The organism is Micromonospora palomenae (genome assembly GCF_007829925.1).
GTDB lineage: Bacteria > Actinomycetota > Actinomycetes > Mycobacteriales > Micromonosporaceae > Micromonospora > Micromonospora purpureochromogenes.
In genome coordinates this window covers 1,072,824-1,094,390 of sequence record NZ_VIXA01000001.1, presented here as the reverse complement: position 1 = coordinate 1,094,390, position 21,567 = coordinate 1,072,824, and the positions used below count along the sequence as shown (strand labels likewise).

The window sequence follows — 21,567 nt, the reverse complement described above, 5'->3', positions numbered from 1 at the left end:
CCCGGATGACCTCGGTGTTACGCGAGGGTGGCCGGCGGCGCTGATGGGGTGGAACACCTCGAGCCGCTGTGGCGGGAGTGACAGCGGCTCGTTATGGTGCGCAACGGCGCCCACGAGGCGCCTCACCCCCATTGGAAGGGCACCGCATGACCTCCTCCTCCGGCGCCTCGCGGCGCCAGGTGCTGGCCGTCGCCGCCGCCGCGGCGACCACCCCCCTGATCGCCGGCGCCCCCGCCCGGGCCGCCGAAGCGACGGGACCGAAGACCTGGGACCTGACCGTGCTCGGCACGTCGGACACGCACGGCAACGTCTACAACTGGGACTACTACAAGGACGCCGAGTACGACGACAGCAAGCACAACGACGTCGGCGTCGCCAAGCTGGCCACCCTGGTCAACCAGATCCGCGCCGAGCGCAAGGGCAAGGCCACCCTGGTCCTCGACGCCGGCGACACCATCCAGGGCACGCCGCTGGCCACCTACTACGCCAAGCAGGAGCCGATCACCACCAGCGGTGAGACGCACCCGATGGCGAACGCGATGAACATCCTGAAGTACGACGCGGTGACGCTGGGCAACCACGAGTTCAACTACGGCCTGCCGCTGCTGGCCACCTGGATCTCGCAGCTGGGCTTCCCGGCGCTCGCCGCCAACGCGGTCAACGCGGCCACCGGCAAGCCAGCCTACCTGCCGTACGTGATCAAGAAGGTCCGCCTCGGCGGCTGGGACTCCCCGACCATCAACGTCGGCATCCTCGGCCTCACCAACCCGGGCGTGGCGATCTGGGACAAGGGCAACGTCGAGGGCAAGCTGCTCTTCCCGGGCATGGTCGAGACCGCCGCCAAGTGGGTGCCGATCATGCGCGAGCGCGGCGCCGACCTGGTCATCATCTCGGCGCACGGCGGCGACAGCGGCACCTCCAGCTACGGCCCGGAGCTGCCGAACGAGAACCCGGTCACGCTGATCGCCCAGCAGGTCCCCGGCATCGACGCGATCCTCTTCGGCCACGCCCACGCCGAGGTGGTGGAGAAGTTCGTCACCAACACGGCGACCGGCGAGCAGGTGCTCACCGCCGAGCCGTCGAAGTGGGGCCAGCGGCTGACCCGGATGGACTTCACCGTCCAGAAGGTGCGCGGCACCTGGAAGGTGGTCACCAAGCGCGCCACCATGCTCAACACCAACACGGTGGTCGAGGACCCGGCGGTGCTCGCGGCCGTGCGCGGCCAGCACAGCAAGACCGTCGACTACGTCAACACGGTCGTCGCCCAGTCCTCCGAGGAGCTGTCGGCCGCCGAGTCCCGGTACAAGGACACCCCGATCCTGGACTTCATCAACCACGTCCAGACCGAGGTCGTCACCGCGGCGCTGGCCGGCACCTCGTACGCGTCGCTGCCGGTGCTGTCGATCGCCGCCCCGTTCAGCCGCACCGCGGTCTTCCCGCAGGGCGACGTGCGGATCCGCGACGTGGCCGGCCTCTACGTCTTCGACAACACCCTCGAGGCCGTGGTGCTCACCGGCGCCGAGGTGAAGGCGTACCTGGAGTTCTCGGCGAAGTACTTCCGCACCCTGCCGGTGGGCGCGGCCGTCGACCCGGCCACCATCAGCGACCCGGCCGTGCCGGACTACAACTACGACGTGATCTCGGGCGTCGACTACGACATCGACATCAGCAAGCCGGTCGGCCAGCGGATCACCCGCCTGGTGCTGGCGGGCACCGACACCCCGGTCGCCGACACCGCGCAGTTCGTCATCGCGGTGAACAACTACCGGCGCAGCGGTGGCGGCAACTTCCCCGGCATCGTCAAGACCCAGGTCTACAACGAGCAGCAGGAGATCCGCCAGCTGCTGATCGACTGGGCGCAGGCGAAGGGGACCATCGACCCGGCCGACTTCTACGTCCCGAACTGGAAGCTGGTGCGCGAGGGCGTGCCGGTCTTCTGAGCCGTACCACCGACACACGCGAACGGGCCGCGGGGATCGACCCCCGCGGCCCGTTCGCGTCCGGCCCCGCCCGCCGGTCGGGTCAGCCGCCCGGCCCGAGCCGGAGGTGCCACTCGTCGTCGTTGGTCGACTCGGGTCGGTCGCGGCGCGGATCGGTCTCGGTGAGCTCCACCCGCTCGTCGGGGCGGACCGCCGGCGGCAGCTCGCCGAAGCGCACGTGGCGGAGGAAGGCGTACTCCTCGTCGTCGAACGAGGTGGGCTCCGGGTCGCTCATGCCCGCATTGTGCCGCAGCCGGTCCAGCACCGCCGTCGCATCAATGACGCCCGCGCGGGTAAGCGCGCCGCCACTGGCGCCGGCGACGAGGTGGGGACGACATGCGCGCGGTACGGATGACCGCTCCGGGGGTGCTCGAACAGGTGGCGGTGCCCACCCCCACGCCGGGGCCGGGCGAGGTGCTGCTCGCCGTCGGCGCCGTCGGCGCCTGCCACTCCGACCTGCACGTCCTCGACGCGCCCGCCGGGTTCTTTCCCACGCCGATCACCCTGGGCCACGAGATCGCCGGCACGGTGGAGGCGCCCGGCGCGGGCGTCACCGGTTGGTCGCCCGGGGACCGGGCGGCGGTCTACGGGATCATCGGCTGCGGCCGCTGCCGGGCCTGCCTGCGCGGGCGGGAGAACCAGTGCCGCCAAGTGCCTCCCGGTGGCATCGGGCTCAGCCGGGACGGCGGGCTGGCCGAGTACGTGGTGGTACCCGCCTCCCGCCTGCTGCCCGTGGGCGGACTGGACCTGATCCAGGCCGCGCCGCTGACCGACGCCGGGCTGACCCCGTACCACGCCGTCGAACTGGCCCGCCCGGCGCTGCGACCGGGCACCTGCTGCGTGGTGATCGGCGTCGGCGGCCTCGGCCACATGGCGGTGCAGATCCTGGCGGCCACCACCGCGGTACAAATCGTCGCGGTGGACACCGACCTGGCCGCGCTGGACCTGGCCACCCGGATGGGGGCGCACCACGTGGTGCGGGCCGACCCGGACGCGGTCGACCGGATCCGGGAGATCGTCGGGTTCCCGCCGGACGGCGCCGACGTGGTGATCGACTGTGTCGGTGTCGACGCCACCCTGACCACCGCCCGCACCGTCGTAGCCACCGGCGGCCGGCTGCTGCTGGTCGGCCTCGGCGGCGGCACCCTGCCGGTGCGGCCCGTCGTCGACGCGCCACCCACCCTGCCGCTGGAGGTCAGCGTCGACATCCCGTTCTGGGGCACCCGCGCCGAACTCCAGGAGGTGATCGCCCTGGGTCAGCTCGGGCTGATCAGCGCCGAAGTGCAGACGTTCCCGCTGGATCGGGCGCCGGAGGCGTACGACCTGCTGCGCCGGGGCGAGATCCAGGGCCGGGCGGTCGTGGTGCCCTGACCGGGGGTGTCAGCCGGATCGGGTGGTCATCGGCTGGGCGGGGGCCGACGGCGTGCGCTGCCGTACCGGCGGGAGGCGGTCCAGCAGCGCCAGCCCGGCCCGGACGGGAGCCCGGGTCAGCGTCTGGTCGAAGCTGGCCCGGCCCTGGCAGAACCGGACGAACATCCCCCAGCCGGCCGGCGTCGCCAGCAGGGCGTGGAAGACGTCGGGCCGGCGTTCGAACACCTCCAGCAGCCGGTGCCCGGCCCGCATCGACGGGACCAGCTGCTCGGTCACGTCCCGCTCGTAGCCGGCCAGGTCACCGGCGGCGACCGCCGCGCCGGCCAGCGCCCCGGAGCGCAACGCGTAGCTGATCCCCTCCCGGCTCCACGGCTCCAGCAGGCCGGCCGCGTCGCCGGCGACCAGCACCCGGCCGTGCCGCAACGGCGATCCCTCCGCCCGGCAGCGGGTCAGGTGCCCGGAGTCGTGCTCGGCCGCCACCCCGGACAGGCCGAGCCGGTCCACGAAGCGGCGCAGGTACTCGCGGGTCCGCTCCCCCTCGCCGCGGGCGGCGATCACCCCCACCGTCAGGCTCGACCCCTTCGGGAACACCCAGGCGTACGAGCCGGGCACCGCTCCCCAGTCGAGCAGCAGCCGGCCGCGCCAGCGCCGCTGCTCGGCCGGCGGCACCGGCAGCTCCCGCTCCAGACCCAGATCCACCTGTCGGAAACGGACACCCACGTGCCGGGAGCTGACCCCCGAGGAACCGTCCGCGCCGACCACCGTCCGGGCGTGCACGGTCTGACCGTCGGCCAACCGTACGCGTACCCCGTCGGGGTCCTGGTCGATGCCGCGCACCGCGACGCCCTCGCGCAGCTCGGCCCCGGCGGCGACCGCCGCCGCGCGCAGCCGGTCGTCGAACTCGTCCCGGCGGACCATGGCCACCAGCGGGGTGCGGTGCCGGCGGGTGAAGGCGCGTCGCCCGTCCCGGGTGAAGGTCACCCGGTCGACCCGGTCGTGCGCGGGCACCTCGATGCGGCCCGCGACCGCCGTCAGCGAGGTGCCGATCAGGCCGCCGCCGCACGTCTTGTACCGGGGGTGCACGGCCCGGTCCAGCACCAGCGTGCGCACCCCCGCGCCGGCTGCGGCGTGGGCGGCGGAGAGCCCGGCGGGGCCGGCGCCGACGACGACGAGATCCCAGGTGATCACGGGCTCCACCCTAGGGCACCCCGGCGCGGCCGGCCGCTCACGACCGACCGATCGGGTGGGCATTGTCGGTCACCCGGCGGGTAAGCCGCGGTACCCAGACCGCCCGTGCGACGGGCGGGTCACGGCAAGGAGGTCACCATGCAGCAGGTACGTCTGTCGGATGCCGAGGTACGGGTGTACGACGCGGTCGCCACGCTGGAGGCGCGCGGCCAGGTGCCGTACCCCGACTCGATCGCCCAGGAGGCGGGGATGGCGGAGGAGGAGGTGCACGGGCCGTTGCACCTGCTCACCGAGAAGGACCTGCTGCACCGGGAGGACTCCCCGATGGCCGGGCTGGACTTCGGCCCACGGTGGTGTGCCCGCCAGATGGCGTGACCGGTTTGCCCGTCGGGGCGCCGGGTAGCGGTCGGTCATGGCTGATCGCCGGGCCGCCGTGACGGACGCGGGTGACCGACGCCGCTGGCAGGCCCTCGGCGTCGGGCTGGTCGCGGCGTTCATGACGCTGCTGGACGTCAGCATCGTCAACGTGGCCGTCCCGTCGATGGACCGGGCGCTGCACGCGAGCCCGAGCGACCTGCAGTGGGTGCTCTCCGGGTACGCGCTGACGTTCGGACTGATCCTGGTGCCCGCCGGTCGGTTCGGCGACGCCCGCGGGCGACGCACCGCCTTCGTGGTGGGCGTCGCCCTCTTCACGCTCACCAGCGCCCTCGCCGGCCTGGCCACCTCGCCCGCCTGGCTGGTCACCACCCGACTGCTCCAGGGCGCCGCCGCCGGGGTGGTCAACCCCCAGGTGACCGGCCTGATCCAGCAGCTGTTCCGGGGCGCCGAACGGGGTCGGGCCTTCGGTCTGCTCGGCGCGACCATCGGCATCTCCACCGCGGTCGGCCCGCTGCTCGGCGGGCTGCTCATCCAGCTCGGCGGCGAGGAGCACGGCTGGCGTTGGGTGTTCTTCGTCAACGTGCCGGTGGGCATCCTCGCGGTGGTGCTCGGCTGGCGGCTGCTGCCCGCCCGACCGGCCGGGCAGCCCGACCGGCACCGACTCGACCCGGTCGGTGTCCTGCTGCTCGGCGTCGGCGTGCTGCTCCTGCTGCTGCCGCTGGTGCAACGCGAGCAGTGGCAGAGCCCGTGGAAGTGGGCGCTCGTCCCGGCCGGCCTGGCGGTCCTGGTCGGCTTCGGCCTCTGGGAGCGCCGGTACGCCCGCCACCAGACGCCCCTGTTCGACCTGCGGCTGTTCCGGCTGCGCTCGTACACCCTCGGCGCGTTGATCGCGCTGGTCTACTTCGGCGGGTTCACCGCCATCTTCTTCATCTTCACGCTCTACCTGCAGAACGGTCTCGGCTACAGCCCGCTGATCGCCGGCCTGGCGATCACGCCGTTCGCCCTCGGCTCCGCACTCGCCTCGACGCTCGGCGGCCGGATCGTCAACCGCTTCGGCCGCCCGCTGGTCGGCATCGGGCTGGTCGTCGTGGTGATCGGCCTCGGCACGGTGGTGCTCGTGCTGCGCGGCTCGCCGCAGCACTCCGTACCGCTGCTGACCGCAGTGCCGCTGCTGGTGGCCGGACTGGGCAGCGGGCTGGTCATCACGCCGAACCAGACCCTCACCCTCGCCCAGGTGCCGGTGCCGCAGGCGGGCAGCGCGGCCGGGATGCTCCAGACCGGCCAGCGGATCGGCTCGGCGGCCGGGATCGCGGCGGTCGGGGCGATGTTCTTCTCCTCGCTCGCGAGCACGGGTGGGGACTGGGCCGCGGCGTTCCGGCACTCGTTGTTGCTGGCGGTGGGGGTGGTCGTGCTGGCGTTGGTGGCGGCGGGGGTGGACATCTGGCTGGGGCATCGGCGGGGTGACTCCGCCGGCTGATCGGTGGGTGATTTCGCTCCGCCGGATTGTCGGTGGGATTTCGCTGCCGCCGGCTGGTCGGTGGGTGGGGGTGTGGCCCGCCGTGCCCGGCTCCGGGCGGTCAGGCTTGATCCCTGCGCCGGTCACGGCGGGCCACACCCCCGCCGCGGGCAGCCTCCGCCCGGCCCTCGCCGCCCCGCACCCCCCGCCCGTCCGCCGTCGCCTACCTCACCGCGCCCCGCCGACCGGGATGCGTTGACCATGAGATTGGCAGCGGAGTGAATCTCCTCTACCGCTGCCAATTTCATGATCAACGCTCCGGTCGGGTCCGGTCCGGATCCGGTCGGACGGGTTCCGAGGGCGGAAACGCCGCTGGCCGGCACCCCGCTCGGGGGTGCCGGCCAGCGCGTCGTTCAGATGGGGTCAGCTGTTCCAGTGCTTGGCGACCAGGTCGGCGGCCTGCTTCTCCCACTGGGCGTAGTGGTCGGGGTAGGCCGAGACCTGCACGGTCTGCGCGGCCTTGGTCAGCGGCATGTCCTTCCAGCCGTCGACCTGCTTCAGACCCTTGAGGAACGCCATCGTGGAGTACTCGGGGTCGGTGATCTGCTCAACCGTGCCCCAACCCGACGACGGGCGCTGCTGGAACAGGCCCTGCGAGTCGTGGTCGTTACGGGCACCCAGGTGACCCAGGTTCTCCAGCTTCGACTCCTGCAGGCTGGTCGCGATCGCGACCACGGCGGCCCGCTCGTCCATGCCCGACTTCTTCGTCGCCGCGATGATCGCCTTCACGTTCTTCGTCTGCTCGCTGTCCAGGTCGATGTGCGACTGCTTGCCCTGCACACCGTGCGGGATCAGCTTGCCCTTGTCCACACCCGGCTTGTCCGCCTGCACCACCGCAACCGACTTCGCCTCAGCCGGGGCGGCGTGGGCCTCGGTCACCGGGCCGGCGAAGACGCCACCGGCGAAAGCCAGACCAGCAATACCCAGAACGCTCTTACGCAGAATGGTCGTGTTCATCAGGATGGCTCCATTCGGGGGTCGGCGACGTGTCCAAGGGGGGTCGGACACGCGCAAGCACCACGACGGCGCTCAAAGAACTCAGGGGGAAAGTCTCTGCCCGGCAGGCTTCGCGAGCGGGGGGCTCACGGCGCCGGGTCCATGTGTAACGACCGGCGGCCCACCATCATTCCGGGGCCCGGCATCCCGGGCCGGCCACGCGTTCGGGCCAGGCCAGCGGGGTGCTGCTGCGATCGTCCAGGTGATGTAACGACCCCGGCCCGGCCACCATTCCACCGCCAGGGTGCCCCCGAGCACCCGACTTGCGGAGCGATTCGCGCATAACCGGACGCCAAGCGCTCCGAAGATCGGACGCGCGGGGCGGCGAGGATCGGCCACCACATCGACCTGGGACACGGCGCGACGCGGACATCCGGCACAGACCCCAGCAATCGGGGATTCGCCGCAGCGCTGCACGAGCCGACGCCACGCGATTCGGACAGACGGCCCAGCCCGAACACTCGGCCCAGACCGCCCCAGCGGACCGCCCGGGGTTGCCAAGCCCAAACGGTCGGGCCACGCCGCCCCAGCCGACCACCCGGCCCAGACGTCGCGACCAGCCAGGATCTGGGCGGCAGGCACACGCGTCGCGACCGCCTATTTCCGGGCGGCCGCACCCTCCCCCACCGACGAGCGGAACACCATGGCCTGTCTCCAGAGGCGGGAGACAAGGTGACGTTCCACGGGTCGGCGGCGGGAGGTTGGTGGCCGGCGGTGACACCACCAGGCAGCGGATTTGTCGGTGCCGGCGGGCAAGCGGACGGGACGCGGCCAATTGGTCCACAAAGGATGCCGTTAACAAAGTGATCGTCGAACGGGAAAGCGAAACACAATGGAAAGACTGGCGAACAGTCGCCGCAGGGGGCAGCGGGAACGCGGTGGGTACCGGTAAACACATAGACCATGACCAACACCCTCGACCGCCGCACCCTCCTGCGCATGGCCGGCGCATCCGCCGGCACGGCCGTCCTCGCCGGCGCCACCCTTGCCGGCGCCGGTGCCGCCCACGCCTCCGGTGGCGCCTTCCTGCACGGCGTCGCCTCGGGCGATCCGCTGCCGGACGGCATCCTGCTTTGGACCCGGATCACCCCGACCCCCGACGCGACGCCCGGCTCCGGCGTGGGCCCCGACGTGGAGGTGAGCTGGCAGGTCGCCACCGACCCCGACTTCGTCACGGTGACCGCACAGGGCCAGCTGATGACCGGCCCCGCCCGCGACCACACGGTGAAGGTGGCGGTCTCCGGTCTGGCGCCGGCGACGACGTACTGGTACCGGTTCGGGTACGCCGGCGGATGGTCGCCGACGGGCCGGACCATGACCGCCCCGCCCACCGACGCGGCCATCGACCGGTTGCGGATGGGCGTGGTGTCCTGCGCGAACTGGGAGGCCGGCTACTTCGCGGCGTACCGGCGGCTGGCCGACCGGGGCGACCTGAACCTGGTGGTGCACCTCGGCGACTACCTGTACGAGTACGGCACCGGCCAGTTCGACGCGGGGGGCACGGTGATCCGCAAGGTCGAGCCGGCGCACGAGGTGCTGACCCTGGCGGACTACCGGATCCGGCACGGGCTCTACAAGTCCGACCCTGACCTGGCGGCGCTGCACGCCGCGCTGCCGTGGGTGATCACCTGGGACGACCACGAGGTGGCCAACGACGCCTGGTCGGGCGGGGCGGAGAACCACACCCCGTCCACGGAGGGCGCCTGGGCGGACCGGGTGGCCGCCGCGCGGCGGGCGTACCAGGAGTGGATGCCGGTGCGGATGGGCGAGGACGGCGCGATCTACCGGCGGTTCCGGTACGGGCAGCTCGCCGAGCTGTCCATGCTGGACCTGCGGACGTACCGCTCGCAGCAGGCCTCGGGCACGGCGGTGGACGACCCGCGGCGCACCGTCACCGGCGACGCCCAGATGACCTGGCTCAAGGCCGGCCTGGCCGCGTCGACGGCGCGCTGGAAGCTGGTCGGCAACCCGGTGATGATGGCGCGGGTCGACGTCGGCTCGCTGCCGGCGTGGCTGCTCGGGCCGCTCGGCACGCTGCTCGGCATCCCGCAGAACGGCGCGGTGCTCAACGCCGACCAGTGGGACGGCTACAACGCCGACCGCAACGAGCTGGTCGACCACCTGCGGGCGACCGGGACCCGCGACGTCGTCTTCCTCACCGGTGACATCCACACCTCGTGGGCGAACGAGGTGACCACGAAATCGACGGGGTTGTCCAACCCGGCCGCGGCCGAGTTCGTGGTGCCGTCGGTGACCAGCGACAACGTCAACGACTTCCTCAAGCTGCCGGCCGGCAATCCGCTGAGCGCCCTCGGCGCCGGGCTGATCCGGTCGACGAATCCGCACGTCAGGTGGACGGAGCTGGACGGGCACGGGTACGGCGTGCTGGAGGTGACGCCGCAGCACTGCCGGATGGACTGGTACCACCTGGCCGACCGGACCCGGGCCGGCAGCGCGAGCCGGTGGGTGGCCGGGTTCTCGGTGGGCGCGGGGTCGGCGAAGCTGCGCCGGGAGACCGCCCCGACGCTCTGAGCCGAAGGTACGCCCGCGAACGACGACCGGCCGGCCCCCGTGACGGGGACCGGCCGGTCGTGCTGCTCGTTCAGGAGGTCACCAGAGCTGCTGGACGATGTCCGCAGCCTGCTCCTCCCACTGCGCGTACGCGTACGGGAAGGCCGAGATCTGGACGGTCTGCGCCGCGGTGGTCAGCGGCAGGTCCTCCCAGCCGTGCACGTTCTTCAGTGCCTCGAAGAACGCCCGCGACGAGTACTCGGGGTCGGTGATCTCCTCCGGCGTACCCCAACCCGACGACGGGCGCTGCTGGAACAGCCCCTGCGAGTCGTGGTCGTTGTACGCGCCGAGGTGCCCCAGGTTGTAGAGCTTCGACTCCTGCAGCGAGGTGGCGATCCCGATCACCGCGCCGCGCTCCCCCACGCCGGTCTTCTTGGCCGTCTTGACGATGGCCTTGGCGTTGGCGAGCTGCTCGTCGTCCAGCGGGATGCGGGACTGCGCGCCCTCCACGCCGTGCGGGATGAGCTTGTCCTTGCCCGGCTTGCCGGTCGGGACCTTGCCGGTCGTGCTGCCGGTGGTCAGGCCCGACTCGACCGTGGCGCCCTGCCGGCTCTTGCCGGTGGCGAGGTCGATGGCGGCCACGGCCCCGGCGTGCGGTCCGCTGGTGACGGGGGCGGCCACAGCGGCGGGCCCGAACGCCAGGCCGCCGAGACAGGCGACGCCGGCGACCTTCAGTGCGGTGGTGCGGTTCTTCGCGATGGCGGGGAGCCATCGAGTGAAGTCGGCCTTCACGATGGTTGCCCTTTCGTCGTGTCGACGCGCTCGCTCAATGAGCGCCCCTCGGGGGGAACTACCTGGCCCGCCGGGGTTTGCCTACCGGCGGTTCTGGGGACACAACCAGGTTGACCTGTCGGGCATTCCGGAAATGCCAGGGGTCGCGGGGGCTGCGGCGCGGGTCACGCCGAGGATCGGAAGGCCGGCACCGAACCGGACGCCGGTCGCGAACGCGCTCGAACCGGACGCCAGCCCCAGGCGCGCGCCGAACCGGACACCACCCGCGAGCGCGCGCCGAACCGGACGTCAGACGCGGGGCCCGCCGAAACGGACGAGGACGTGCCAGAGCTGCTTGAGGTGCTGGAAGGTGTCGGCGGTCGGCCCCCGGTCCGCCCAGCGCTGCGGCTCGCGGACCACCGAGGCCGCCGCCCGGCCGATCAGCGCGGCGTCGACCGGCGCTCCCGGCGTACCGAACTCGGCGTGCACCCGGGCGGCCAGCACCGGGATGGCCGGTCCCCGGAAGTCCGGGTCGACGTCCTCGACGGGCAGCGCGAAGCCGGGGTGGAAGAGCAGCTCGATACCGCACCGGTGGGCGATCCGGGCCAGGACGCGCCCGGTGTCCGTGTCCTGGAACGAGGGGTCGACGACGATGGCCTCGACGTCCCGGGCCAGTTCGACGCCGCCGTGGACCTGCGCCTCGACGTAGTCGTCCAGGGCGCGGCCGGCGGACCCGGGCGCCCACGCCAGCCGCTCCCGTCGGCGCAGCAGCGTCGCGACGAGGCGCGCGGTGTCCATGCCGGCGACGCCCAGGCTGACCCCGGTGCCGGCGGTCGCCTCCAGCAGGGCGGCCAGCACCGGCTCGGCGACGTCGACCGTGCCGAAGTCCTTCGGCCCCAGGTGGCTGTCGCCGAAGCAGAACGTGGTCCGGGCCAGCACCTCGGGACGCAGCCGCAGGTGGCAGGAGCCGAAGCGGGGGCAGGCGCCGTCGGGGTGATCGAGCAGGTTCAACCCGCCGTAGACCGGTCGCTCGGCGGGGCGTACGCCGGGGGCCTGGTACGCACCGCCGAACATCGCCTCCTCCCAGCGGTCCCGGTCCCCGCCCGGGTACGCGGTGAGCCCGCCGTTGGAGATGCCGGTGACGAACTGGCTGCGGTAGCTCCCCTCCTCGGCGAGCACCTCGGCCACGGTGCGGCCATCGGCGATCAGTCGGTCGGGGTGGAAGTTGACGGTCAGCCCTCCCCCGGCGGCGATCGCCGCGATCAGCTGCTCGGGGTGGTGGCCGGCGCCGGACCCGGCGAGGTGCCGGGCGATGGTGGCCAGCGCGGTCGAGCGGTCCCGCAGCGCGACGGTGCGGACGTGGCGCAGCGCGGCGGACTGCGCCGGGGTGAGGGCGACGGGGCGGGTGGCGGCCGGCATGGGCAGCAGTATCGGCAGCGGCCGACGACCCGTCGACCCGTTTCGGGCCGCGTCAGCGCTCGCGATCGATGCCGAAGCCGTCGAGGGTGGCGCGGTCGTCGAGGTCCCGCAGCTCCTCAAAGAGGGTGAGCTGCAACCCGGCCGGCGCGTCGAGGCGCGAGTTGAGCGAGTGCCAGGGCGTCACGGTCGGCGGGGCGATCTCGATCGCGCCGGCGGCCACCAGCCGGGCGGTGGCGGCCGACGCGTCGTCCACCTCGAACGCCACCCGGATCTTCGGGGCCACCTGCCGGCCCACCTCGACCTCGTCGATCATGCGCTTCTGGGCCGGGTTGGCGATCTCGAGGGTGGCCCGGCCGGCGTCGAGGATCACCACGCGGGCGTCGCCGGCACCGGAGAACGCGGCCTGCTCCGGCAGGCCCAGGGCGTCGCGGAAGAAGGCGACCGCGGCCTCGTAGTCCTCGGCCTCCACCACCAGGCGCAGCTGTCGTACGGTCGGCGTTCGGTCGTCGGTGCTCACCCGGTCGATCCTAGAACCGCGGCTGTCCGGTCGTCGGCAGGGCCGGTCGCAGCGTCTAAACCATCTACATAGGACGCGTGGAGAGGTTCGGCGGCAGCGTGAACGGGGGCGGACCGTCGGCGTTGGGCGGTGCCGGGGCGCGGGCTAGAGTGGGGGCGCGCGGCGACCGGAAGGCGATGAGGGTGACTGCAAGCGCGGTGGTCGACCAGCTGCACCTGGGTGACCACATCTGCTGGGTGGACGACGACGAGACAGGCAGCCTGCACGCCGCCGGCCGCTTCGTCGCCAGCGGTCTCCGCCTCGGTCACAAGGTCGTCTGGTTCACCGACGGGGTTTCCCCGGCCGCCGTTCGCGCCCACCTCGACGGTGCGGGCGTGCCCACCGAGACCGCGCTGGCCGACGGCCAGCTGCGGATCGCGCCGGCGGTGGAGGGCTACGTCGCCGGGGGTCGGTTCACCCCGGACGAGATGATCGGCAACCTCACCACGGAGATCCTGCGGGCCCGTCGCGAGGACCGGGCGGGGGTACGCGTCGTCGGCGACATGGGCTGGGCGATCCGCCAGGGCATCTCCGTCGCCGACCTGGTCCGGTACGAGGCCGAGGTCAACCAGCTCTTCCTCGACGGCGAGGCCGCCGCGATGTGCCTGTACGACCGGCGGCTCTTCCCCGCCGAGTATCTGCTGCCGGCCACCGCCGCCCACCCCGCCACCGTGGGGCGCAACGCCGGCCGGGCCTGGGCGCCGATGCTGCGGGCGTACCGGACGCGGGACCCGCACGGACTACGCCTGGTGGGCGAGGTCGATCAGAGCAACCGGGGAGCCTTCGCCGCCATGCTCGACCACGTCACCGGTCCGGGCACCAACCAGCGGACGGCGGTGCTCGACGTCTCCGAGCTGCGCTTCGCCGACGTCGGCGCCGCGAGCGCGCTGGCCCGCGTCCGCCGCAACGCCCCCTCGCAGGTACGCCTGGTCGGCTGCCGCCCGGCGTTGACGCGGCTGCTCGACCTGGTCGACGGCGCCGCCCCCCGGCCACCGGCGTGACGGCCGCGGCGGCGACCGGGCCGATACCGGGGGGCCTGGTCCACGAGGGAGCGTTCTACCGGGACGCCGCGGAGTTGCTGGCGCTGACGGTGCCCTTCGTCCGGGACGGTCTGACCCGGGGGGAACCGGTGCTGGTGGCCGCCCCGGAGGACCGGCTGGCGCTGATCCGGGCCACCGTCGGCGCGGACGACGACCGGATCCGGTACGCCGACCTGGCCGTGCAGGGGCGCAACCCGGGGCGGATCATCCCGTGGGTGTTGCAGGCCTTCGTCGACCGGCATCCCGACCGCCGCGTGCGGATCGTCGGCGAGCCGGTGTGGGCGGAGCGTACCGAGCTGGAACAGCCGGCCTGCGCGCAGCACGACGCCTTGATCAACCTGGCGTTCGCCGAACGGGACGTCGCGATCCTCTGCCCGTACGACGTGTCGCGGCTCGCCCCCGCGGTGCTCGCGGACGCGTACCGCACCCACCCGGTGCTGGTCGACGGGGCCGGCCGGCGGCCCAGCCCCACCTTCGCGCCGGAGCAGGTCGTCGCCGGGCACAACAAGCCGCTGCCGGTCCCGGCCGAACCGGTCGCCGCGCTGCGCTACGACCTCGACACGCTGGCCGACGTGCGCCGCTTCGTCACCGGGCACGCGCAGGCCGCCGACCTGCACCCGGACCGGGTGGCCGACCTGCAGATCGCGGTGACCGAGCTGGCCACCAACAGCATCGCCCACGCCGGTGGCGGCGGTGTGGTCCACGTGTGGCGCACCGGTGAACACCTGGTGTGCGAGATCCACGACGGCGGCTGGCTGACCGATCCGCTCGCCGGCCGGCTGGCGCCCCGGCACGACGGCATCGGCGGGCGTGGTCTGGTCATCGTGCAGGCGCTCTGCGACCTGGTGCTGGTGCACACGACGCCGGCCGGCACCACCGTACGGCTGCACCTGCGCCTGGCGGGCGCGTGAGCGAGGCGTACGAGCTGCGGCCGGTCGGGCGGGTGGAGTCCCCGCTGACCGAGGCGGATCTCGCGCCGAAGCAGGGAGACGAGGGCGCGCCGGAGGCGTGGCTGGTCTTCTCCCCCGCCGTCGGCGCGGCCGTGCGCGACCTGCGGCCGGGCGCGGAGGTGCTGGTGCTGACCTGGCTGGACCGGGCCCGGCGGGACGTGCTGACCGTGCACCCGCGCGGCGACCGGAGCCGGCCGGAGACCGGGGTGTTCAGCACCCGCTCCCCGCACCGGCCCAACCCGATCGGGCTGCACCGGGTGCGGGTGCTGGCGGTCGACGGCCTGCGGGTGCGGGTCGCCGACCTGGAGGCCCTGGACGGCACGCCGGTGCTGGACGTCAAGCCGGTGCTGGCAGGGCCCGGGGAACGCTGAGCCGACCCCGGTGCCGGCGTCGGTCAGTGCCCCCGGGCCAGCCAGTCCGGCAGGTGCGGGGCCTCCGCGCCGATGGTGGTGTCGGCGCCGTGCCCGGTGTGCACCACGGTCTCCGGCGGCAGGGTGAGCAACCGGTCGCGGATCGACGCGACGATGGTGCCGAAGTCGCTGTACGAGCGGCCGGTGGCCCCGGGACCGCCGGCGAACAGGGTGTCGCCGGTGAAGACCGCGCCGAGGTCGGGGGCGTGGAAGCTGCACGCGCCGGGGCTGTGGCCGGGGGTGTGCAGGACCCGCAGGGTGGTGCCGGCGACGTCGATCCCCTGCCCGTCGGCGAGTGTCCCGTCGGGCGGCAGGTCGGGGTGGACCAGGTCCCACAGCACCCGGTCGGCGGGGTGCAGCAGCACCGGCGCTCCGGTGGCCTTCGCCAGCTCGGGAGCGACCCGTACGTGGTCGTCGTGGGCGTGGGTGGCCAGGACGGCGACGACCCGGCGGCCGGCGACCGCGCGCCGGATGGCGTCCACGTCGTGCGGGGCGTCGATCACCACGCACTCGGCGTCGTCACCGACCACCCAGACGTTGTTGTCGACGTCGAAGGTCTGGCCGTCGAGGGAGAAGGTGCCGGAGGTGACGGCATGGTCGACGCGGGCGGTCACGGGAACACCACCACCGAGCGCAGCACGTCGCCGTGGTGCATCCGGCGGAACGCCTCCTCGACCTGGTCCAGGGCGATCTCCTCGGTGACGAAGGCGTCCAGGTCGAGGCGGCCCTGCAGGTAGAGCTCGGTGAGCAGGGGGAAGTCCCGGCTGGGCAGGCAGTCGCCGTACCAGCTGGACTTGAGGGCGCCGCCCCGGCCGAAGACGTCCAGCAGGGGCAGCTCGACGGTCATCTCCGGGGTGGGCACCCCGACCAGCACCACCGTGCCGGCCAGGTCGCGGGCGTAGAACGCCTGCTTCCAGGTTCCCGGGCGGCCGACCGCGTCGATCACCACGTCGGCGCCGAACCCACCGGTGGCGGCGCGGATCGCCTCGACCGGGTCGTCCGCCGAGGCGTTGACGGTGTGGGTGGCGCCGAACCTGCGCGCCCACTCGAGCTTGCGGGCGTCGGTGTCCACCGCGATGATCGTCGTCGCGCCGGCGAGGGCCGCGCCGGCCACCGCGGCGTCGCCGACCCCGCCACAGCCGATCACGGCGACCGAGTCGCCCCGGGTGACCTGGCCGGTGTTCATCGCCGCGCCGAGCCCGGCCATCACTCCGCAGCCGAGCAGCCCGACGGCGGCGGGCCGGGCGGCGGGGTCGACCTTGGTGCACTGCCCGGCGTGGACCAGCGTCTTCTCCGCGAAGGCGCCGATGCCCAGCGCCGGGGCGAGCTCGGTGCCGTCGGTGAGGGTCATCTTCTGGGCGGCGTTGTGGGTGTTGAAGCAGTACCAGGGCCGCCCACGCCGGCAGGCCCGGCACACGCCGCAGACCGCCCGCCAGTTGAGCACCACGAAGTCGCCCGGCGCGACACCGGTGACCCCTTCTCCCACCTGCTCGACCACGCCGGCCGCCTCGTGGCCGAGCAGGAACGGGTACTCGTCGGTGATCCCGCCCTCCCGGTAGTGCAGGTCGGTGTGGCAGACCCCGCAGGAGCGCACCTTCACCACCGCCTCGCCGGGCCCCGGGTCGGGCACCACGATGGTGGTGACCTCGACCGGCGCGCCCTTGCGCCGCGACACGACTCCCCGGACTTCCTGGCTCACGGTGTCCTCCCGGCTGCGCGCACGATCATGCCTCTCGCGAACCTACCGCCGCGCAGGCTCGGGGACACAGCCCCACGCGGCGGGTTATCGCGGCCGATGCGGGGTAGGCGGGGGCACGATTCTCCGCGGGACGGGAGTGCACATGAAGCTCACGCATGCGCCGTTGCGGCTCATCATCGGCGCGTTCTTCCTCAATTCGGGGCTCGGCAAGCGGACGCTGGAGGGCGAGGCCGCCGAACAGCTGCACGGCATGGCCGCCGGGGCGCTCCCCCAGCTACGGCAGATCGACGCGGCCCGCTTCGCCCGGCTGCTGTCCGCCAGCGAGATCGCGCTGGGCGCCGCCCTGCTCACCCCGTTCGTGCCGTCCCTGCTGGGCGGGCTGGGACTGACCGCGTTCGGGGCCGGGCTGGTGCAGCTCTACGTGCGTACGCCCGGCCTGCGCGAGCCGGGCAGCCTCAAACCCACCCAGGCGGGCATCGGCATCGCCAAGGACTCGTGGCTGGTCGGCGCCGGCCTCACCCTCGTCCTGGACTCGCTCACCCACCGCCGGTTGGTCCGCTGACCGCCGCGCGCGGTCAGCGGCCGGCCACGCGCCCGACGGGTACGCCCTCGGCGGCCCGTTCGGCGGCGTGCCGGCGGCGGGCGGCGTTGCGGTAGCGCAGCACCTGGACCGCGCCGAGCGCCCAGAGCAGGTACTGCACGGCGAAGGCCCAGCGGTAGGCGTCCAGCGTCGGGGTCGCCTGTCCGGGCGGGCCGGCCAGGTCCAGCACGACGCCGACCGCGAGGATCAGCATGATCGAGGCGACGAACCCGCCGACGTTGACGATGCCGGTGGCGCTGCCGATCCGGTGCACCGGGTTGAAGGTGCGCGCGTAGTCGAACCCGATCACCGATCCGGGGCCGTTCACCGCCAGGACCAGCACCAGGACCACCAGCAGCCAGTGCGGCGCGCGCCCCGGCCAGGCCAGCACCACGGCCCAGACCGCGGCGGTGCCGGCGGTGATGGCGAAGACCACGACCGACCGGCGGAACGGGTGCCGCGCGCACAGGTGCGCGACGACCGGGCCGCTGAGCAGCGTTGCCACGGTCATCAGGGTGAGCAGGCCGGCCGCGGCGGTGGGTGACAGGCCCTGCCCCTGCACCAGGAACGGGTAGCCCCAGAGCAGCGCGAAGACCGCCCCGGAGAACTGGGTGACGAAGTGGGTCCACAGGCCCAGCCGGGTACCCGGCTGCGCCCAGGCGGCGGCGAGCTGCCGGCGTACGGTGGCGAGGTCGGGGGCGAGGGCGCCGGCGTGTTCGCGGTGCGGGGTGTCCCGGACGGCGGCGGCCACCATCAGCAGCACCGTCGCGCCGAGCGCGGCGGCGGTGAGGAAGGCCGGGGTCCAGCCGGCGTGGTGCAGCAGCGCCACCAGCGGCACCGCGCCGAGGATCGCCCCGAGCTGGCCGAGGGTGCCGGTGAGCTGCACCATCAGCGGGTTGCGCCGGCCGGGGAACCAGAACGCGACGATCCGCAGCACGCTGATGAAGGTCATCGCGTCACCGAGGCCGACCAGCACCCGGGCGGCCACGGCCAGCCGTACGTCGGTGGCGACGGCGAAGCAGAGCTGCCCGGCGACCATCAGCGCGCCGCCGACGAGCAGCAGCCGGCGGGAGCCGTACCGGTCCAGCAGCACCCCGACCGGCACCTGCATGGCCGCGTACACGGCCAGCTGCGCCACCGAGAAGGTGGCCAGGGCGGCGGCGTTGATGTCGAACCGGTGCGCGGCGTCGACGCCGGTCACCCCGAGCGAGCTGCGGTGGAACACGGCGGCCACGTACGCGCAGAGCGCGACCGCCCAGACCAGCGCGGCGGACCGGCGCGGGATGGCCGGGGCGGCGCTCACCGCAGGGACCGGAAGACGGTGGCGGCGCTGTCGATGTGCGCGCCGACGGCGTCGAGCCAGGCGTGCGGGTCGTCGCCGTCGAGGGCGGCGAGCTGGCCGGCGTGCTCGGTGAGCGCCACCCGGGCCCAGCCGGGCGAGAGCCGGAAGCTGGCCTCCCCCATCCGCAGCTGGCGGTCGCGCAGCCGGTGGTACAGCTCGGCGAGGATCTCGTTGCCGGCCGCCTCCACCACGCTGGCGTGGAAGGCCCGGTCGGCCTCCATCAGCGCGCGCAGGTCACCGGCGGCGTGGGCCGCGCGCATCCGGTCGAGCCAGTCGGCGAGCACCGGCCGCAGGGCGTGCCGCTGCGGCCAGACCCGCTCGGCGGCGTGCAGCTCGACCAGCCGCCGGGCCTCGACGACGTCGGTGATCTCGCGGGCGGAGACCGGCCGGACCAGCGCGCCGCGCTTGGGGTAGAGCGCGACCAGACCCTCGGCCTCGAGCCGCAGCAGCGCCTCGCGGACCGGGGTGCGGGAGACCCCGGCCGCCTCGGCGATCTCGCCCTCGCTGATCAGCGATCCGCCCGGATGGACCTGCTCCAGGATGGCCCGCTTGAGGTGGCGGTAGGCCCGTTCCGCGGCCGACGGCACGGCGGCGCGCGCCGGCGAGCTGGGATGCGTCATGTATCTATGATGCGTCCCTGTCCGGTGGGGTCGCTGTGGCGGGAGGGTCGCCGGTGGGGCGGGCCACAACCGGCCGGCAGGGCCGGCCGGATCAGGCGGTGTCGCCGCCGGCCGGGTCGAGCGCGATCAGGCCGTCGTCGCCGAGGCGGAACCGCGTCCGGTACGGCGCGCCGAGGCGGTCGGCCAACTCGGCGAGCCAGCGCGCCTCGTCGGGGGCCGCCGGCTCCAGCCGCATCCGGCGGACCCGCACCGGCACCAGGCGCAGCCCGGCCAGGCCGTCCGCGTCGAACGTGGGCAGGTACAGCGTCCGCAGTTCCGGACGGAACGACTCCTGCCCGCCGATCCCCTCGTAGTCGTCGATCAGGTCACCGCAGCCGTACAGGATCAGCCCACCCCGGTACGCCTCGATCGGCCGCGGGTGGTGCGAGGAGTGGCCGTGCACCAGGTGCACCCCGGCCGCCACCAGCCGGCGGGCGAAGCTCACCTGCTCCGCCGGCACCTGGTAACCCCAGTTCGATCCCCAGTGCACGGAGACCACCACCAGGTCACCCGGCCCGGCCTCGCCGGCCACCCGCTCGGCGAGCGCGTCGGCGGAGGCCTCGGTCGTCTCCGGCAGGTACGCCACCCCGGGCCGCCCCTCGGCCGCCGCCCACTGTGGCGGGACCCCGGCGGACGGGGCGCCCACCGACCAGAGCAGCAGCCGGCGGCCGCCCCCCAGGTCGATCCGGGCCGGCCGCCAGGCCTCCGCCGCGTCCCGGCCCGCGCCCGCCGGCGTGATGCCGACCCGGCGCAGCCCGTCGACGGTGTCGGTGAGCCCGTCCGGGCCGAAGTCGAGCACGTGGTTGTTGGCCAGTGCGCAGACGTCCAGCCGGGCGGCGCTGAGGCAGGCCAGGTTGTCCGGGTGCATCCGGTAGTGGATCTCCTTGCCGGGGGCGAACTCGCCCCGGCCGGTCACCGAGGTCTCCAGGTTGACGATCCGCACGTCCGGTCGCAGGTCGTCGAGCAGCCGCAACGCCTCCCCCCAGGGCCAGTCCGGCGGGACCGGGCGCGGGATGGGCCCGGCCGCCCGCTCGGCCAGCTCGACGTACCCGCGGGCGTCGCCCATCATCGGCTCCCGCAGCTCGGGCGGTCCCGGTCGTGGCAGGATCTGGTCGACGCCGCGACCGGTCATCACGTCGCCGCTGAGAAACAGGGTCACCTGGTCGCCGGGCATGACGCCAGCTTCCCCGCACCGGCGGCGTCGTACCCCGACCATGATGGGAATTGCACCCACGATTGCGTGAGTCACCCGGATCGGGGTACCAGGGCCGCCATGACGGCGGACGTGACAGTGGTGGTGGCCACCCGGAACCGGCGCGAGCAGCTGCTCGACGTGCTGCGCCGGCACTCCGGGCCGGTGATCGTGGTGGATAACAACTCCGACGACGGCACCCCGGAGGCGGTCTCGGCGGCCTTCCCCGAGGTACGGGTGGTACCGCTCGGCACCAACCTGGGCGCCGGCGCCGCCCGCAACGCCGGGGTGGCGCTGGCCCGTACCCCGTTCGTGGCCTTCGCCGACGACGACTCCTACTGGGTGCCGGAGGCGCTGGACCGGGCGGCGGAGATCCTGCGGGCGCACCCGCGTATCGGGCTGCTGACCGCCCAGGTGCGGGTCGGCGCGCAGTGTCGGCTCGACCCGGTCTCCGCCGCGATGGCGCGGGCGCCGCTGGGCACCCCGCCGGGCGCGCCGGGTCCGGCGGTGCTGGGCTTCCTGGCCTGCGCGGTGGTGCTGCGCCGCGCCGCGTTCACCCAGGTCGGCGGGTTCGCTAACCGGCTGGGGACGTATGGCGAGGAGGCGCTGCTGGCGATGGACCTGGCCGCCGCCGGCTGGCACCTGGCGTACGTGGACGAGCTGGTCGTGCACCACCTGCCGCTGCCGGCCGGTCGGGACCGGCGGGCCCGGCACCGGCAGGAGGCGCGCAACCGGGTGCTGACCGCGGCGCTGCGCCGGCCGTCCCGGGTGGTCGCCGGGGTGGTCCGCGAGACCTGGCGGGATCCGGAGCGCCGGGCCGGCCTGCTCGACGCGGCGCGACAGCTGGGCTGGGTGCTGCGGGAGCGCCGGCGGTTGCCGGCCGCCGTCGAGGCGGACCTGGCGGTGCTCGAAGGCGCCGCCGCGCCGCGGGTGCCCGCCCAGGGCGCACCGGTGGCGCGCGCGGTGCCGGCGCCGGCCGGCACGGAGGTCGGGTAACCCCCGCTCGGGCC

21 protein-coding genes are annotated in these 21,567 nt (G+C 73.8%); 10 read left to right on the top strand and 11 right to left on the bottom strand.

What is annotated here, in order from left to right; genetic code table 11:
* The first annotated feature begins 146 nt into the window (after positions 1-146).
* Positions 147-1,940, top strand: coding sequence for a bifunctional metallophosphatase/5'-nucleotidase (locus tag FHX75_RS04905; RefSeq protein WP_154936860.1), 1,794 nt, complete (start codon positions 147-149; stop codon positions 1,938-1,940).
* 82 nt (positions 1,941-2,022) lie between these two features.
* Here the strand turns inward: FHX75_RS04905 and FHX75_RS04900 are convergent, their stop codons facing one another.
* Entirely contained in the window at positions 2,023-2,214 is a 192-nt protein-coding gene (locus FHX75_RS04900) for a hypothetical protein (RefSeq protein ID WP_154936859.1), read from the bottom strand.
* A 101-nt stretch (positions 2,215-2,315) separates the two neighbouring features.
* Here FHX75_RS04900 and FHX75_RS04895 point away from each other — a divergent pair, with 101 nt between their 5' ends.
* A complete protein-coding gene (locus tag FHX75_RS04895) occupies positions 2,316-3,350 on the top strand; it encodes an NAD(P)-dependent alcohol dehydrogenase (protein ID WP_154936858.1) in 1,035 nt (344 codons plus the stop codon).
* A gap of 9 nt (positions 3,351-3,359) precedes the next feature.
* On the opposite strand, the gene FHX75_RS04890 is transcribed toward FHX75_RS04895, so the two are convergent.
* Positions 3,360-4,538 (bottom strand): geranylgeranyl reductase family protein, encoded by a 1,179-nt coding sequence (locus FHX75_RS04890; protein WP_154936857.1) that lies wholly within the window; start codon positions 4,536-4,538, stop codon positions 3,360-3,362.
* 138 nt (positions 4,539-4,676) lie between these two features.
* Between FHX75_RS04890 and FHX75_RS04885 the strand changes: the two genes are divergently transcribed.
* Both FHX75_RS04885 and FHX75_RS04880 read left to right on the top strand, forming a co-directional pair.
* Positions 4,677-4,913 carry a hypothetical protein gene (locus FHX75_RS04885; RefSeq protein WP_154936856.1) on the top strand — a complete coding sequence of 79 codons (237 nt, stop codon included), beginning with the start codon at positions 4,677-4,679 and terminating at the stop codon, positions 4,911-4,913.
* A gap of 37 nt (positions 4,914-4,950) precedes the next feature.
* Positions 4,951-6,393, top strand: coding sequence for an MFS transporter (locus FHX75_RS04880; RefSeq protein WP_154936855.1), 1,443 nt, complete (start codon positions 4,951-4,953; stop codon positions 6,391-6,393).
* A gap of 402 nt (positions 6,394-6,795) precedes the next feature.
* Here FHX75_RS04880 and FHX75_RS04875 read toward each other — a convergent pair whose 3' ends face one another.
* A complete protein-coding gene (locus tag FHX75_RS04875; RefSeq protein ID WP_154936854.1) occupies positions 6,796-7,389 on the bottom strand; it encodes a hypothetical protein in 594 nt (197 codons plus the stop codon).
* 942 nt (positions 7,390-8,331) lie between these two features.
* Here FHX75_RS04875 and FHX75_RS04870 point away from each other — a divergent pair.
* Positions 8,332-9,960 carry an alkaline phosphatase D family protein gene (locus FHX75_RS04870; protein WP_154936853.1) on the top strand — a complete coding sequence of 543 codons (1,629 nt, stop codon included), beginning with the start codon at positions 8,332-8,334 and terminating at the stop codon, positions 9,958-9,960.
* A 78-nt stretch (positions 9,961-10,038) separates the two neighbouring features.
* Here the strand turns inward: FHX75_RS04870 and FHX75_RS04865 are convergent, their stop codons facing one another.
* From FHX75_RS04865 to FHX75_RS04855, 3 genes are all read right to left on the bottom strand, one after another.
* Positions 10,039-10,731 carry a hypothetical protein gene (locus tag FHX75_RS04865; protein WP_154936852.1) on the bottom strand — a complete coding sequence of 231 codons (693 nt, stop codon included), beginning with the start codon at positions 10,729-10,731 and terminating at the stop codon, positions 10,039-10,041.
* Between the two features lie 288 nt (positions 10,732-11,019).
* Positions 11,020-12,129 carry a DUF3626 domain-containing protein gene (locus FHX75_RS04860; protein WP_154936851.1) on the bottom strand — a complete coding sequence of 370 codons (1,110 nt, stop codon included), beginning with the start codon at positions 12,127-12,129 and terminating at the stop codon, positions 11,020-11,022.
* 52 nt (positions 12,130-12,181) lie between these two features.
* Complete coding sequence (locus FHX75_RS04855; RefSeq protein WP_246157653.1) at positions 12,182-12,646, bottom strand: VOC family protein; 465 nt, start codon at positions 12,644-12,646, stop codon at positions 12,182-12,184.
* A 182-nt stretch (positions 12,647-12,828) separates the two neighbouring features.
* Here FHX75_RS04855 and FHX75_RS04850 point away from each other — a divergent pair, with 182 nt between their 5' ends.
* Genes FHX75_RS04850 through tsaA form a run of 3 tightly spaced genes read left to right on the top strand, consistent with a single transcriptional unit; the run spans position 12,829 to position 15,046 of the window.
* On the top strand, positions 12,829-13,686 hold the full coding sequence (locus FHX75_RS04850) for an MEDS domain-containing protein (protein ID WP_170285285.1): 858 nt from the start codon (positions 12,829-12,831) through the stop codon (positions 13,684-13,686).
* Positions 13,683-14,636 carry a sensor histidine kinase gene (locus tag FHX75_RS04845; RefSeq protein ID WP_246157651.1) on the top strand — a complete coding sequence of 318 codons (954 nt, stop codon included), beginning with the start codon at positions 13,683-13,685 and terminating at the stop codon, positions 14,634-14,636. The genes FHX75_RS04850 and FHX75_RS04845 overlap by 4 nt, the downstream gene beginning before the upstream one ends.
* Complete coding sequence (tsaA, locus tag FHX75_RS04840; protein ID WP_154936849.1) at positions 14,633-15,046, top strand: tRNA (N6-threonylcarbamoyladenosine(37)-N6)-methyltransferase TrmO; 414 nt, start codon at positions 14,633-14,635, stop codon at positions 15,044-15,046. Before FHX75_RS04845 ends, tsaA begins: the two co-directional genes overlap by 4 nt.
* A 23-nt stretch (positions 15,047-15,069) precedes the next feature.
* Here the strand turns inward: tsaA and FHX75_RS04835 are convergent, their stop codons facing one another.
* Both FHX75_RS04835 and FHX75_RS04830 read right to left on the bottom strand, forming a co-directional pair.
* Positions 15,070-15,699: an MBL fold metallo-hydrolase gene (locus FHX75_RS04835; RefSeq protein WP_154936848.1), complete on the bottom strand. Its 630-nt coding sequence runs from the start codon at positions 15,697-15,699 to the stop codon at positions 15,070-15,072.
* The gene (locus FHX75_RS04830; RefSeq protein WP_154936847.1) at positions 15,696-16,784 is read right to left on the bottom strand and encodes an S-(hydroxymethyl)mycothiol dehydrogenase; all 1,089 of its coding nucleotides are present in this window, start codon (positions 16,782-16,784) and stop codon (positions 15,696-15,698) included. The genes FHX75_RS04835 and FHX75_RS04830 overlap by 4 nt, the downstream gene beginning before the upstream one ends.
* Positions 16,785-16,926: 142 nt before the next feature.
* On the opposite strand from FHX75_RS04830, the gene FHX75_RS04825 reads away from it, so the two are divergent.
* Positions 16,927-17,346 carry a hypothetical protein gene (locus FHX75_RS04825; protein WP_154936846.1) on the top strand — a complete coding sequence of 140 codons (420 nt, stop codon included), beginning with the start codon at positions 16,927-16,929 and terminating at the stop codon, positions 17,344-17,346.
* 13 nt (positions 17,347-17,359) lie between these two features.
* Here the strand turns inward: FHX75_RS04825 and FHX75_RS04820 are convergent, their stop codons facing one another.
* From FHX75_RS04820 to FHX75_RS04810, 3 genes are all read right to left on the bottom strand, one after another.
* On the bottom strand, positions 17,360-18,667 hold the full coding sequence (locus FHX75_RS04820) for an MFS transporter (protein WP_246157649.1): 1,308 nt from the start codon (positions 18,665-18,667) through the stop codon (positions 17,360-17,362).
* Entirely contained in the window at positions 18,664-19,326 is a 663-nt protein-coding gene (locus tag FHX75_RS04815) for a GntR family transcriptional regulator (protein WP_154936845.1), read from the bottom strand. The genes FHX75_RS04820 and FHX75_RS04815 overlap by 4 nt, the downstream gene beginning before the upstream one ends.
* A gap of 91 nt (positions 19,327-19,417) precedes the next feature.
* The gene (locus tag FHX75_RS04810; RefSeq protein WP_154936844.1) at positions 19,418-20,539 is read right to left on the bottom strand and encodes a CapA family protein; all 1,122 of its coding nucleotides are present in this window, start codon (positions 20,537-20,539) and stop codon (positions 19,418-19,420) included.
* Between the two features lie 99 nt (positions 20,540-20,638).
* Here FHX75_RS04810 and FHX75_RS04805 point away from each other — a divergent pair, with 99 nt between their 5' ends.
* Complete coding sequence (locus FHX75_RS04805; RefSeq protein ID WP_154936843.1) at positions 20,639-21,553, top strand: glycosyltransferase family 2 protein; 915 nt, start codon at positions 20,639-20,641, stop codon at positions 21,551-21,553.
* Positions 21,554-21,567 lie beyond the last annotated feature (14 nt).

Bases quoted from the DNA above. Each gene is read 5' to 3' on its own strand.
- FHX75_RS04885 (WP_154936856.1), top strand. From the start codon at position 4,677: ATGCAGCAGGTACGTCTGTCGGATGCCGAGGTACGGGTGTACGACGCG.
- FHX75_RS04895 (WP_154936858.1), top strand. From the start codon at position 2,316: ATGCGCGCGGTACGGATGACCGCTCCGGGGGTGCTCGAACAGGTGGCG.
- FHX75_RS04905 (WP_154936860.1), top strand. From the start codon at position 147: ATGACCTCCTCCTCCGGCGCCTCGCGGCGCCAGGTGCTGGCCGTCGCC.
- FHX75_RS04900 (WP_154936859.1), bottom strand. From the start codon at position 2,214: ATGAGCGACCCGGAGCCCACCTCGTTCGACGACGAGGAGTACGCCTTC.
- FHX75_RS04825 (WP_154936846.1), top strand. From the start codon at position 16,927: ATGAAGCTCACGCATGCGCCGTTGCGGCTCATCATCGGCGCGTTCTTC.
- FHX75_RS04860 (WP_154936851.1), bottom strand. From the start codon at position 12,129: ATGCCGGCCGCCACCCGCCCCGTCGCCCTCACCCCGGCGCAGTCCGCC.
- FHX75_RS04875 (WP_154936854.1), bottom strand. From the start codon at position 7,389: ATGAACACGACCATTCTGCGTAAGAGCGTTCTGGGTATTGCTGGTCTG.
- FHX75_RS04880 (WP_154936855.1), top strand. From the start codon at position 4,951: ATGGCTGATCGCCGGGCCGCCGTGACGGACGCGGGTGACCGACGCCGC.
- FHX75_RS04805 (WP_154936843.1), top strand. From the start codon at position 20,639: ATGACGGCGGACGTGACAGTGGTGGTGGCCACCCGGAACCGGCGCGAG.
- FHX75_RS04870 (WP_154936853.1), top strand. From the start codon at position 8,332: ATGACCAACACCCTCGACCGCCGCACCCTCCTGCGCATGGCCGGCGCA.
- FHX75_RS04810 (WP_154936844.1), bottom strand. From the start codon at position 20,539: ATGCCCGGCGACCAGGTGACCCTGTTTCTCAGCGGCGACGTGATGACC.
- FHX75_RS04815 (WP_154936845.1), bottom strand. From the start codon at position 19,326: ATGACGCATCCCAGCTCGCCGGCGCGCGCCGCCGTGCCGTCGGCCGCG.